General features: G+C 45.5%; 9 protein-coding genes. 4 read left to right on the forward strand and 5 right to left on the reverse strand.

Annotation, left to right across the window (positions count from 1 at the left end):
• The first annotated feature begins 50 nt into the window (after positions 1 to 50).
• The 4 genes from AC2A4J_RS00560 to AC2A4J_RS00575 all read left to right on the forward strand — a co-directional run bounded on the left by AC2A4J_RS00560 (position 51) and on the right by AC2A4J_RS00575 (position 6,127).
• On the forward strand, positions 51 to 1,010 hold the full coding sequence (locus tag AC2A4J_RS00560; RefSeq protein WP_484174497.1) for an NADPH:quinone reductase: 960 nt from the start codon (positions 51 to 53) through the stop codon (positions 1,008 to 1,010).
• A 205-nt stretch (positions 1,011 to 1,215) separates the two neighbouring features.
• Complete coding sequence (locus AC2A4J_RS00565; RefSeq protein ID WP_255827253.1) at positions 1,216 to 1,989, forward strand: helix-turn-helix domain-containing protein; 774 nt, start codon at positions 1,216 to 1,218, stop codon at positions 1,987 to 1,989.
• A 317-nt stretch (positions 1,990 to 2,306) separates the two neighbouring features.
• Entirely contained in the window at positions 2,307 to 5,429 is a 3,123-nt protein-coding gene (putA, locus tag AC2A4J_RS00570; RefSeq protein ID WP_484174498.1) for a bifunctional proline dehydrogenase/L-glutamate gamma-semialdehyde dehydrogenase PutA, read from the forward strand.
• A gap of 14 nt (positions 5,430 to 5,443) precedes the next feature.
• Positions 5,444 to 6,127 carry a 1-pyrroline-5-carboxylate dehydrogenase gene (locus AC2A4J_RS00575; protein WP_484174499.1) on the forward strand — a complete coding sequence of 228 codons (684 nt, stop codon included), beginning with the start codon at positions 5,444 to 5,446 and terminating at the stop codon, positions 6,125 to 6,127.
• A gap of 89 nt (positions 6,128 to 6,216) precedes the next feature.
• Here AC2A4J_RS00575 and AC2A4J_RS00580 read toward each other — a convergent pair whose 3' ends face one another.
• The 5 genes from AC2A4J_RS00580 to AC2A4J_RS00600 all read right to left on the reverse strand — a co-directional run bounded on the left by AC2A4J_RS00580 (position 6,217) and on the right by AC2A4J_RS00600 (position 12,729).
• Positions 6,217 to 7,326 carry a TRAP transporter substrate-binding protein gene (locus tag AC2A4J_RS00580; RefSeq protein ID WP_255827256.1) on the reverse strand — a complete coding sequence of 370 codons (1,110 nt, stop codon included), beginning with the start codon at positions 7,324 to 7,326 and terminating at the stop codon, positions 6,217 to 6,219.
• Between the two features lie 277 nt (positions 7,327 to 7,603).
• On the reverse strand, positions 7,604 to 8,713 hold the full coding sequence (locus tag AC2A4J_RS00585) for a TRAP transporter substrate-binding protein (protein ID WP_484174500.1): 1,110 nt from the start codon (positions 8,711 to 8,713) through the stop codon (positions 7,604 to 7,606).
• A gap of 299 nt (positions 8,714 to 9,012) precedes the next feature.
• Positions 9,013 to 10,122 carry a TRAP transporter substrate-binding protein gene (locus tag AC2A4J_RS00590; protein ID WP_484174501.1) on the reverse strand — a complete coding sequence of 370 codons (1,110 nt, stop codon included), beginning with the start codon at positions 10,120 to 10,122 and terminating at the stop codon, positions 9,013 to 9,015.
• Positions 10,123 to 10,274: 152 nt separating this feature from the next.
• Complete coding sequence (locus AC2A4J_RS00595) at positions 10,275 to 11,387, reverse strand: TRAP transporter substrate-binding protein (protein WP_255827259.1); 1,113 nt, start codon at positions 11,385 to 11,387, stop codon at positions 10,275 to 10,277.
• Between the two features lie 274 nt (positions 11,388 to 11,661).
• Positions 11,662 to 12,729 (reverse strand): oxidoreductase, encoded by a 1,068-nt coding sequence (locus tag AC2A4J_RS00600; RefSeq protein ID WP_484174502.1) that lies wholly within the window; start codon positions 12,727 to 12,729, stop codon positions 11,662 to 11,664.
• Positions 12,730 to 12,889: the final 160 nt, after the last annotated feature.

The raw sequence follows: 12,889 nt of genomic DNA on the forward strand, positions 1-12,889 counted from the left end.
ACAGAACAACTTATGAAAAACAAAAATACTCATTAAGTTAGGACAAAAACATGAAAGCAATGCAAATGACAGACTACGGCTCAGCCAGCGATTTATCGCTGGCTGATGCGCCAAAGCCAAGCATCAACGAAGACCAAATTTTGGTTCAAGTCGGTGCGGCTGGTGTGAACCCAGTGGACACTTACATTCGCTCAGGAACCAATAATTACTCAGCCAATTTCCCGCACACACCAGGTTCTGATGGCGCAGGTACGATTGCGGAACTGGGCGCTAATGTTGTTGGTTTCGAGATAGGTCAGCGTGTTTATTTTAGTCGTAACCTAAGCGGTTCCTCGGCTGAGTTTGCCGCTTGCGCGGCAACTCATACGTATCCGCTGGCAGATGCTTTGTCTTTCGAAGAAGGGGCTTGTGTCGGTATTCCTTATACAACAGCGCATCGAGCTTTATTTGGTCGTGCCAACGGCAAAGCCGGTGACAAGGTATTAGTACATGGCGCAACCGGCGCTGTCGGTATTGCCACGGTGCAATTAGCATTGGCTGCAGGCATGGACGTGGTTGCCAGCTCAGGTACGGTAGAAGGTGCTGAATTGCTGCGTCAGCAAGGTGTTACTAACATCATTATGCACAATGAAGCAGACCATCTTGCGCCTTATCAATCGTTAGAGGCGGGTTTTGATATTGTTATCGAGATGCTGGCCAACCACAACTTAGATCAAGACTTAAAAGCCTTGGCCTTTGGTGGTTGTGTGGCGGTTGTCGGCAACCGCGGTACGGTTGAAATCAACCCTCGTGACTTAATGGCGCGTGATGCCTCTGTCGTCGGTGTGGCATTGGCTAATGTGAAACCAGCCGAACTGGCCTTGATTGCAAAGTCCTTGCGTCCATTGTTTGAAAGAGGCGTGCTAAAGCCCGTTATTCGTCATAGCTACCCGCTTACCGAATTAGCACAAGCACACGATGATGTCTTAAAGTCTGGTGCGCTAGGTAACCTTGTTATTCGTATAAGCTAGCATCCTAGTAGAACAAAAAGACGGCGTCTTAATAAGCTCTTTATGACGTTGAGCGCCGTCTTTACTTTTCCCTTCCATATGCTTCTTTATTCACTGTAAACACTCTATTCATGCGGTAAAATCCGACATCTTCACAAAAATACGCTACTAAAGCAGCCTTAAGGCCGCTATACTTTCTGATTAATGTTTATTTAAAAGGCATATTTTGACTGATTCTGATTCCGATGTTTTCAGCCTGCCTTCCGAAGCCGATGCCCATGATCATGATTATCATCAACTGGTAATCGTGCTGGATGGCAATACCGATTTCGACATAGAAGGCAAAGGCAAGCAACTGCATACTGGCGAAGGTTGTATTCTTCCGTCAGAGAACAGTCATGCGTTTGCGGGTCTGGGAGAAAATCGTATCATGGTGGTTAACCTGCCTGTTCCACCGCAAAAAGGCATTACCGACGAAGAATACGAAATCGTATCGCGTTTGTTTGATCAGGCGGCGTATTTTCAGCTCAATCCTCGCTTGCAAATACTGGCTTCAGCTCTGTCTGGTGAATTACAGCAATACCCAAACGATATGATTCTGGCTCGTGCTTGCGGCAATACCTTGTTAAGCGCCATTCGTCATCAGATCAATAACAAAGATGTACGCTCCCGAGGCAATCATCTCGATATCGATAAACTGGACCAGTTTATCGAGCTAAATTTGTCTCGTCGCGTTCATATTGATCAATTAGCAAACTTTTGCTTTTTGAGTGTCAGTCAGTTTCACGAACGTTTCAAAGATCGTACCGGCATGACACCGCATCAATACTTAATGCGCAAGCGCTTAGAACGTGCTCAAAGCTTACTCGCCGAAGGTTTTCCACCTATTCAAGTGGCCGAAATGTGTGGTTTCTCCAGCCAAAGCGCCATGACTAATGTGTTCTCTCAGACTCTTGGAATTACGCCATTAAAATACCAAAAACAATTTGGTAATCGCTGATTCTCGGTCCTAATTCATAAAACCCAACAACCCTCTCCCACTTATAAGCATTGCCATCACCTCTCAAAACTTCTGCACAAGAATAAATGACTGCTATGCTTATTCTTGTCCAGTCGGACTTTCTTATAAAAAAAAACGACTTTTTCGAAAGACAATTTATCCCTTCTGTCACTAAAGTGTCAGCATTATCCAGACATGCATTTTTTTGATTCAGCAGAGTGAAAAGCAGTCAAAAAAACGCTTAATGCTCTATAACAATATGCGGCCTTACTAAAACACCATGCTGTTTTTTTATGTTAACGCGGGAGAATCCAACCATGTTTAAAGCGATTGAGGTGTTACAGCCTAACTTCATTCAGCGTCCACTCAATGAATTGTGGCAGCTAATTTCCCCTCTTTATAATATGGATGAAGAGAAGTGGTTAAATGAACTATTACCTTTAGCCAAACCCACGGAAGGTGAGCTAGAAAACCAAACCAATGCTGCTGCAAATTTAATTACTGACGTTCGCAAAGACGACGACAGTATGTCAATGATTGACGCTTTGTTATTGGAATACAGCCTAGACACTAAAGAAGGCATCTTGTTGATGTGTTTGGCAGAAGCGCTAATGCGCGTGCCGGACAAAGAAACCGCTGATGCTTTTATCAAAGACCGTTTGAGCGTTGCCGACTGGGCATCTCACGCTAAAAACTCTGATTCTTTCTTCGTAAATGCGTCTACTTGGGGTTTATTGTTGACGGGCAAAATCGTCACGATGGACGAGAACAAAGACGGCACGCCCGCTAACTTGGTGAATCGCATGGTGAACCGTGTTTCTGAGCCGGTAATTCGTAAAGCGATGAACCAAGCGATGAAAATCATGGGGCATCAGTTTGTACTTGGTCGCAGCATTGAAGAAGCCTTGTCCCGTGGCAAAAGCTACCGCGACAAAGGTTATACTTATTCTTTCGATATGCTGGGTGAAGCCGCACTAACCGCTGCTGACGCTGACAAATACCTAACGTCTTATATGAAAGCCGTAGAATCTGTCGGCAAAGACACTTACAGTCAAAAACACCGCCCGACTATTTCTATCAAGCTGTCCGCTCTTCACCCACGTTACGAAGTGGGTTGTGAAGAACGAGTTATGACAGAACTGTTTGAAAATGTTAAGACCTTGATCACCAAAGCACGTTCGTTAAACGTCGGCATCACCATCGATGCGGAAGAAGCAGATCGTCTAGAGCTGTCTTTGCATTTATTCGAAAAACTTTATCGCGACGAATGCACCAAAGGCTGGGGCTTGTTTGGTCTTGTGGTTCAGGCTTACTCAAAACGCGCTTTACCGGTTTTGGTTTGGTTAGCTGCACTTTCAAAAGAGCAAGGTGATCGCATTCCTGTACGCCTTGTAAAAGGTGCTTACTGGGACTCTGAAATCAAGATGTGCCAACAACGCGGCATCAATGGCTACCCAGTTTACACTCGTAAAGAATCCACCGACGTGTCTTACCTAGCTTGTGCGCACTTCTTATTAAGCGAGCATACTCGTGCGAACATATTCCCGCAGTTTGCGAGCCACAACGCGCACACTATCGCGACAATTAGCTGCATCGCCAAGCAACTAGGTGCGACAACAGAAGAGTTCGAATTCCAGCGACTACACGGAATGGGTGATGCGCTGTACAACCGCCTGATCAAAGACAGCGACATCTGTGTGCGTATTTATGCGCCTGTAGGTAGCCATAAAGACTTGCTTCCTTACTTGGTTCGTCGTCTGCTAGAAAATGGTGCCAACAGCTCATTCGTTCACCGTTTAATCGACGCTAGTTACCCTGTTTCTGAGTTGATCGATCACCCAGTAACAACACTTGAAAGCCGTAAAACGTTGGCGAATCCACATATCAGCTTGCCTTCAGGTTTGTTTGACGACCGTAAGAACTCTTTTGGTCCAAACATCGAGATTGACTCTGAATGGACGCCATTCAAAGCAAAAATTGATGTATTCATGGGACAAGACACCCAATGGCGTGCCTTCCCTATCGTTGGCGGCGAAAAAGTCACAACAGGTCAAACGCATTCTGTCGACAGCCCTTACGACCACAGCCAAACAGCAGGTCAAATTGACTGGGCAGACGCAGCGACGGTTACCAAGGCAATTGATCTTGCCGAAGCCGCTTTCCCTGCATGGTCTGCGCGTCCAGCCACAGAACGTGCTGACTGCCTAGACAAAATGGCTGACTTGATGGAAGAGAACTACGCTGAATTGATGGCCCTTTGCCACCGTGAAGCGGGTAAAACGATTCAAGACAGCATTGATGAAGTACGTGAAGCCGTGGATTTCTGTCGCTATTACGCGCAACAAGCCCGTAGCCACTTCGCTAACCCAACGCACTACAAAGATTTCTTAGGCCAAGACAAACAAACCAAGCTAAACGGCCGCGGCGTGTTCACTTGTATCAGCCCATGGAACTTCCCATTGGCCATCTTTACAGGCCAAGTAGTTGCTGCTCTTGTAGTGGGCAACACAGTGGTTGCAAAACCAGCTGAGCAGACAAGCTTAATCGCTTTCCGCGCTATCGAAATGCTACACCAAGCAGGTGTTCCAACAGACGTACTTCACTTGTTACCAGGTGACGGTGCCACCGTTGGTGCTCCACTGACTAGCGACAAACGCATTGCTGGCCTTGCCTTCACAGGTTCCACTGGAACAGCACAATTGATCAACCGTACTCTAGCGGCTCGTGGCGTAGCGCCAGTGCCAGTGATTGCAGAAACCGGTGGTCAAAACGCCATGTTGGTTGATTCTACGTCTTTACCTGAACAAGTAGTGCGTGATGCGGTTCGTTCAGCCTTTGCTTCTGCGGGTCAGCGTTGTTCAGCATTGCGCGTATTGTTCGTACAAGCAGACATCGCAGACCGTGTCATTCCGATGATCAAAGGCGCCATGCAAGAACAAACTGTTGGTTTGCCTTACCTGCACAGCACAGATGTGGGTCCGGTTATCGACAAGAAAGCTCAAGACATGTTGCTTGAACACATCGAACGTATGACCAAAGAAAGCAAGTTAATTGCCCAAGCAGAACTGCCAGACTTCGCTAAAAACGGCACCTACGTTGCGCCAACGGCATTTGAAATCAGCAGCATTGACCAGCTAACGGATGAGAAGTTTGGCCCTATCCTTCACGTTGTACGCTACAAAGCACGCGACTTGGATAAGATCATCGACACCATCAATAACTCAGGCTTTGGTTTGACTATGGGCGTTCACAGCCGAAATGAAACCACTTGTGCTCGTATCGCAAGTCGCGCTCGTGTTGGTAACCTATATATCAACCGTGACCAAGTCGGTGCGGTGGTGGGTGTTCAGCCTTTCGGCGGACAAGGCTTGTCCGGCACAGGACCAAAAGCTGGCGGTCCTCATTACCTTCAACGCTTCGCTATTGAGCAAGACCTTTAAGGGGAGACATTACTATGACAATCGTACAACCTATCCAAATTCAGGTCGCTCAAAAAGTCTTCGAAGCATGGGATAAGCTAGGCGTAAATGGTCGTGCAGAAAAACTGCAAAAAGCCCTTAACGTTTTCCCTAGCGAACAAGGAAAAATGGCTGCTTGGCAGATCGACAATGCGAAGCAATCTATTTCCGAAACACGCGTTATGCCTGGACCAACTGGCGAACGCAATGAGCTGTCAAACCAAGGTCGTGGCGTGTTTCTTTGCTCGTCTTTTTTTGAAGGCGATAACGCAAAAGTCGGTTTAGTCGGCCAAGTGTTTGCCGCGCTAATTGCAGGAAATCCAGTGATTACAGTTGGCCCAATGGGACAAGAAATCATGGATATCATTTCTCCATTCGTGGCAGAAGGTGTGGTTCAAAATATTGCAGACTCTGCACAAGACTCGTTGATCGAAGCCGATCACCTTGCTGGTATTGCAACACTTTGCGACCCTGCACAAGCTCAACAACTAAGCCAACGTTTAGCCGCGAAAAGCGGCCTAATCTGCCAATTGGTAGAAGAAACGGATGCAGATAATCTAAGTGTGATTGCCAAGCCGCATTACATTCTACGTTTTGTCACAGAGCGTACCGTGTCTAACAACACCACCGCAATCGGCGGTAACGCGACACTGCTTGAATTGGGCAGCATGAACGACTAAACCTGCTCATCATAGATACGCTGTAAAAAAGGGCCCTTCTTGGTAGCAAGAAGGGCCCTTAATTTTATTTATTGCTCAAAAACGTTCTGTTACTCAAGCTCACGAGCATTGATATAAGCCCGCTCAGACACTTCGTGCCACGCTCTTACTTTGCCATTAAACTCTTTAAATGAGTTGTAGACTTTTTGACTCATTGGGTCTGCTTCAGCCACTTCTTCCAAAGTTTCAGCGGAGGCTTTTTTCAATGCTACCAAGACTTCCCTTGGGAAGGCTTTGAAAATAACATGATGTTCGTTCACCAAGGTTTCTAATGCCGCATTATTACGTGCTGTAAACTCATCCAACATATCGGCATTCACTTGGCGAGTCGCCGCTCGAACGATCAGCTGAAGATCTTTTGGCAAAGCCTCAAACGCGTCTTTGTTGTAAATGGCTTCCATCGTAGAACCTGGCTCGTGCCAACCTGGGTAGTAGTAAAACTTCGCCGCTTTATACAAGCCAAAAGCGAGGTCGTTGTAAGGGCCAACCCATTCTGTTGCATCAATAGTACCCGTTTGTAACGCCGTAAAGATTTCACTGCCTGGCAAATTAACCGGTGTGCCACCGACTTTTTTCAGCACTTCCCCACCCAAACCTGGAAGGCGCATTTTCAGGCCTTGGAAGTCTTCAAGTGAGTTGATCTCTTTATTGAACCAACCTCCCATCTGTACCCCTGTATTGCCTGCCGCCATAGGAATAAGATTGAAAGGCGCGTAGGTTTCTTCCCACAATTTGAGGCCGCCACCATAATGAAGCCATGAGTTCATTTCTTGCGCGGTAAAACCAAAAGGAACGGCAGAGAAAAACTGTGCAGCAGGGGCTTTGCCTTTCCAGTAGAAAGCGCCACCGTGACCCATTTGAGCAGTGCCACGAGATACTGCATCAAACACTTCCAAAGCAGGTACAAGTTCGCCTGCAGCGTATACTTTGACCGTCAAACGACCATTAGACATGGCGGTAATGTTTTCCGCTAAATGCTCTGCCGCTGTACCTAAACCAGGGAAATTCTTTGGCCATGTTGTGACCATTTTCCAATGAATAACATCAGCCGTTTTTTCCGCCTTGGCTGTTGTTTTTTCTTCAGATCCACCACAAGCCACCAAGCTTGCCGCCGTCAAACCAACTAAAGCCAGCTTTCCCCACATTTTTATTGTTTTCATTAATTATCCCTAAAAGACTGAATTACTTTATTTTTATATAAGCTTTGCTTGATACCATGAACTAAGCAAAGACGAGTCGACAACCAACTCTATAGCTATAACTTATTTACTAAGTGTTTCTAATAGTATAAAGAGCAATATCAAGCCTCAAGGCTTTTTTTACTTTTATTTATGCGCCACTTTTATAATGCATTAGAAATAAAAAAAGCTCTGTCATCAAGGATAACAGAGCTTTAAGATCAATAAGTTAGTTTACATCAAACGGGATAAAATACGCTTAGTTCAATTCACGCGCATTGATATAAGCACGTTCAGACACTTCATGCCACGCTCTTACTTTCGCACCAAATTCTTTGAATGAATCATAAACTTTTTGGCTCATTGGATCCGCCGCAGCGACTTCTTCTAGTGTTTCTGCTGAGGCCTTTTTCAGAGCTAACAATACGTCATTAGGAAAAGGCTTCAATGTCACGTTATGTTCGTTAACCAGCGTCTGCAGGGCAGAATTGTTCAACGCGGTGAACTCATCCAACATTTCCGCATTGGCTTGGCGCGTTGCCGCACGAACGATAAGCTGTAAATCTTTTGGCAAGGCTTCGAACGCTTCCTTGTTGTAGATCGCTTCCATCGTAGAACCTGGCTCATGCCAACCTGGGTAGTAGTAGAATTTAGCCGCTTTGTATAAGCCAAACGCTAAGTCGTTATATGGGCCAACCCATTCTGTTGCATCGATGGTTCCAGACTGCAAAGCAGTGAAAATTTCGCCACCAGGAAGGTTAATTGGCGTACCGCCCACTTTCTTCAACACTTCACCACCTAAACCAGGAATACGCATTTTTAGGCCTTGGAAGTCCGCCAAAGAGTTAATCTCTTTATTGAACCAGCCGCCCATTTGTACACCCGTGTTACCTGCAGCCATTGGAATCAAGTTAAATGGCGCGTAGATTTCTTCCCACAGTTTTAAACCGCCACCGTGGTGAATCCATGAATTGATTTCTTGAGCGGTGAAGCCAAATGGGACAGCCGTAAAGAACTGAGCCGCTGGCGCTTTGCCTTTCCAATAATAAGCCGCACCGTGGCCCATTTGAGCGGTACCACGCGACACAGCATCAAACACTTCCAAAGCAGGAACCAATTCACCCGCCGCATAGACTTTTACGTTGATACGTCCGTTGGACATCTCATTAATGCTTTTTGCTAGGTTTTCAGCGCCCGTCCCCAAACCCGGAAAGTTTTTTGGCCAAGTGGTGACCATTTTCCAGTTAATGATCTCGGCTGCTTTTTCTACTTTTGCCGTTTCTTTTTCTTCTGATCCACCACACGCCACCAAAGTGGCTGCTGCCAAACCGACCAACGCCAGTTTGCCCCACGATTTTATTGCTATCATTGATTATCCCTCAGGAGACTAGTTATTTTTATTGGACTTAGCGTGCATATAACGAACAACACAACCCTAATAGTGTACGAGCAAGAATCTTAAATAAGGATAAAATTCGAACTCTAGTTCATATTTTATGCACTAAGTGTATTGAATAGTATGAATTGCGCTGCCAGCGCTCAAGACCTTTTTGATATTTATTTTGTCTAGCCACTCTTAATCCTATTAATGCAAAACAAAAAAGCTCCGCTATCAAAGATAACGGAGCTTTTAGTGGTACTAGATAGATGTTTTAAAAGACAGGGAGCTTAGTCATCTGCTCGCGCATTGATATAAGCACGCTCAGAAACATCATGCCATTCACTGACTGGGGCTAAAAATTTCTTGAACGACTCATAGACTTTTTTACTTTCAGGATCACCCGCAGCCACTTCTTCTAGGGTCTCAGCAGATGCTTTTTTAAGCGCCTCTAACAAGTCACGAGGGAAAGGCTTAAGAATCACATTATGCTCATTTACCAAGGTTTGCAGGGCGGCATTATTCCGCGCCGTAAACTCATTGATCATATCCAAGTTAGCTTGTTTTACCGCTGCTCGAGCAATCGCTTGTAGATCTTTAGGTAAAGCCTCAAAAGCCTCTTTGTTAAAGATAACTTCAACCGCAGAACCTGGCTCATGCCAACCTGGGTAATAATAATACTTCGCTGCTTTATACAAACCAAAAGCAAGGTCGTTATATGGCCCAACCCATTCCGTCGCGTCAATCGTACCTGTTTGAAGAGCATTGAACACTTCGCTACCCGGCAAGTTAATGGGTGATGCACCCACTTTTTTCAGCACTTCGCCACCTAAACCTGGCATGCGCATTTTCAAGCCTTGAAAATCCGCTAACGAATTGATCTCTTTGTTAAACCAACCGCCCATTTGCACTCCTGCGTTACCGGCAACCATGGGGATTAAGTTAAAAGGTGCGTAGATTTCTTCCCAAAGCTGTAAACCACCGCCATAGGCAATCCACGCATTAAACTCCTGAGCGTTGAAGCCAAAAGGTACGGTTGAGAAAAACTGCGCAGCCGCCACCTTTCCTTTCCAGTAATACGCCGAACCGTGGCCCATTTGTGCCGTACCACGAGAAACGGCATCAAACACTTCTAGTGCAGGCACCAGCTCACCAGCAGCATAGACTTTAATATCCAAACGACCGTTAGACATTTCTGTAATATTCTTCGCAAGTGCTTCAGCCCCCGTCCCCATTCCTGGTAGGTTTTTTGGCCAAGTTGTCACCATTTTCCAATGAATAACATCCACTTTTTGCTCAGTCTTTGCTGTCTCTTTTTCTTCTGTCCCACCACAAGCAGCCAATGTTGCTACTATCAAGCCGACAAGTAAGGCTTGATTCCACTTTTTAATTTTATTCATGTACTTATCCATTAAAGAGTGAATCACACTCAGTATTAATGACTTAACTTGATGAGTTACATCAGGCTAGCAATATAAAATAAGCCCTACCATCTATGGATAGTAGGGCTTATCAAGATTACTTATTCTCTATTCTATAAATAAGAAAAGCATTAGTCGGTTGCGCGAGCGTTGATAAACGCACGCTCAGAAATATCATGCCACTCGCTAACAGAGTTTAAAAATCCAGTGAAAGAGTCATAGACTTTTTGGCTCATAGGATCGTTAGCAGCGACTTCTTTTAGAGTTTCATCAGATGCCACACGCAATGCTTCCAAAAGATCTTTCGGGAACTTTTTCAACACAACATTGTGTTCATCGACCAATGTTTTCAATGCCGCATTATTACGCGCTGTTAGCTCGCTCAACATATTCAGATTAGCTTGTTGTGCTGCAGAACGAACGATCTCTTGAAGGTCTTCTGGCAATGCATTAAACGCGTCTTTATTAATCAGCGCTTCAACAGCAGAACCTGGCTCTTGCCACCCTGGGTAATAGTAGTATTTCGCAGCTTTGTACAAACCAAAAGCTAAGTCATTGTAAGGACCCACCCACTCCGTTGCATCAATCGTACCGGTTTGTAGAGCGGTAAACATTTCGCTACCCGGAAGGTTCACAGTCACAGCACCCACTTTCTTCAGCACTTCGCCACCTAAACCTGGCATGCGCATTTTCAAGCCTTGGAAGTCTGCGAGAGAGTTGATCTCTTTGTTGAACCAACCACCCATTTGTGCGCCAGTATTACCCGCCGCCATAGGAATGATATTAAAGGGTGCGTAAACTTCTTCCCACAGTTGTAAACCACCGCCATAAGTAATCCAAGAGTTAAACTCTTGCGCCGTCATACCAAATGGTACAGACGAGAAAAACTGTACGGCAGGCGCTTTGCCTTTCCAGTAATACGCCGAGCTGTGGCCCATTTGTGCTGTACCACGAGAAACCGCGTCAAACACTTCCATAGCAGGGACCAACTCCCCTGCCGCGTAAACTTTAATCTCTAAACGACCGTTAGACATTTTTGTGATGTTTTTCGCTAATTCTTCAGCACTTGTGCCCAAACCTGGAAAGTTTTTTGGCCAAGTCGTGACCATTTTCCAGTGAATCGTTTCTACTTTTTTCTCAACTTTTGCCGTTTCTTCGGCTTTCTCTGATCCGCCGCAAGCGGCCAAAGACAAAGCAAACAAACCAGCAAACGCCAATTTGCCCAATACCATTAAATTACGCATTTTTTTCCCTCAGGGAGCCAGTTACTTTTTAACAACGTAGATGTTCAATCTAGATGAAATGTGTCTGAGACATGGGAAAGCGATGAAAAAGCACCACCATCCATGGAGATTGGATCAATAAAGGCATTAGCGAGATGCCGCCCTTTATTGCCTTTTTATTATAAGATCAGACAAAAAATTGCCCTTTTGCCGCATAAAACAGCAAAAGGGCAGAAGATGATAAGAATTGTAGGAACCTTGCTCAACTCTTTTTTACAATTTCTTGAGACTTATTTTACTCAGCTCCAAAGTGTGGCGTATAACTCCAAGACATGCGTTGACCACTTTCCGCGGATTGCTCCGCCAAACAAATCAAATAAATCAACTGACAAGCCTGCTCCATGGCAACCGGAGCCTCACCTTTACCAAGAATCGAGTCACATAATTGCGCATAGAACGCGGCATAGTCGCCTTGTGTAGCCGCTTCTTGAATGCTTTCAATATCATCTTGTGAATGTGCGACAAAGCGCGTAACTCTTTGCTGAGTGGCTTTCGAAGGAAATTCATCTTGCCATGGCATTTGTCCCGACCGTAACGCTTCTTCTTGTGGGTCTAGTCCCACACATTGCCAGCCGCCTTGAGAGAATCGAGCATTAAATCTACGCATTTCTCCCGCTTCAAACGGTGTAGACGCCAAACGCACACGTTTATCGTCATAACCCAACTCTACTTCAAACCAATCGTGTGTTTGGCTACCATCACGTAGTTTATCAATACTGGCATGCAACCACTTAGGTGTGCCAAATAAACTGAGAGCCTGATCCAGTAAATGCGGACCTAAATCCCAAAAGATTCCAGTGCCAACCCCCGGCTCTTCACGCCAACGGGTTTGTACTGTTGGACGAAAGCGATCAAAACGAGAATCCAAATGCTTCAACTCGCCCAGCTCACCACTTTCAATCAGCGCTTTAAGACGCAAGAAATCGCCATCAAAACGACGATTCTGATACACGCAAAACACCAAGCCGTTTTGCTTCGCAAGCGTACAAAGGGCCTCTATTTGATCGAGGCTCGTCACCGAAGGCTTCTCCAATAACACATGTTTGCCGTTTGATAGCGCCGCTTTAGCTTGCTCAAAATGCAAAGAATTTGGCGTCGTGATCACTACCAGATCCACATCAGGCGCGGCAAACACAGATTCCGCAGACGACACCACAGACACATCCGGCAGCACAGCCCTCACCTCATCCGCCTTTGAACTGCAAACATACGACATCGTCATGTCAGGATCATTCATCACAAACGGCGCGTGAAACACCCGCCCCGACAAACCAAAACCAATCAAACCAACACGAATCGCCATGTCACACTCCTTATCAGCTAAATACTTACAACTCTAAACAGTCTACATCTAATTAAAAAAATTTGCTGTAATTAAAAGCATTTACGCAGTTATACCGCTTAATAATAGTGAAATAGGTGGGGAACGTAGAAAGAAATGAAAACACAGAAAACAATACTAC

The organism is Marinomonas sp. ATLA20 (assembly GCF_057180105.1).

Excerpts from the sequence above, each read along its gene's own strand:
- AC2A4J_RS00580 (WP_255827256.1), bottom strand. The coding sequence starts at position 7,326 with ATGAAAACAATAAAAATGTGGGGAAAGCTGGCTTTAGTTGGTTTGACG.
- AC2A4J_RS00600 (WP_484174502.1), bottom strand. The coding sequence starts at position 12,729 with ATGGCGATTCGTGTTGGTTTGATTGGTTTTGGTTTGTCGGGGCGGGTG.
- AC2A4J_RS00575 (WP_484174499.1), top strand. The coding sequence starts at position 5,444 with ATGACAATCGTACAACCTATCCAAATTCAGGTCGCTCAAAAAGTCTTC.
- AC2A4J_RS00585 (WP_484174500.1), bottom strand. The coding sequence starts at position 8,713 with ATGATAGCAATAAAATCGTGGGGCAAACTGGCGTTGGTCGGTTTGGCA.
- AC2A4J_RS00595 (WP_255827259.1), bottom strand. The coding sequence starts at position 11,387 with ATGCGTAATTTAATGGTATTGGGCAAATTGGCGTTTGCTGGTTTGTTT.
- putA (WP_484174498.1), top strand. The coding sequence starts at position 2,307 with ATGTTTAAAGCGATTGAGGTGTTACAGCCTAACTTCATTCAGCGTCCA.
- AC2A4J_RS00560 (WP_484174497.1), top strand. The coding sequence starts at position 51 with ATGAAAGCAATGCAAATGACAGACTACGGCTCAGCCAGCGATTTATCG.
- AC2A4J_RS00590 (WP_484174501.1), bottom strand. The coding sequence starts at position 10,122 with ATGAATAAAATTAAAAAGTGGAATCAAGCCTTACTTGTCGGCTTGATA.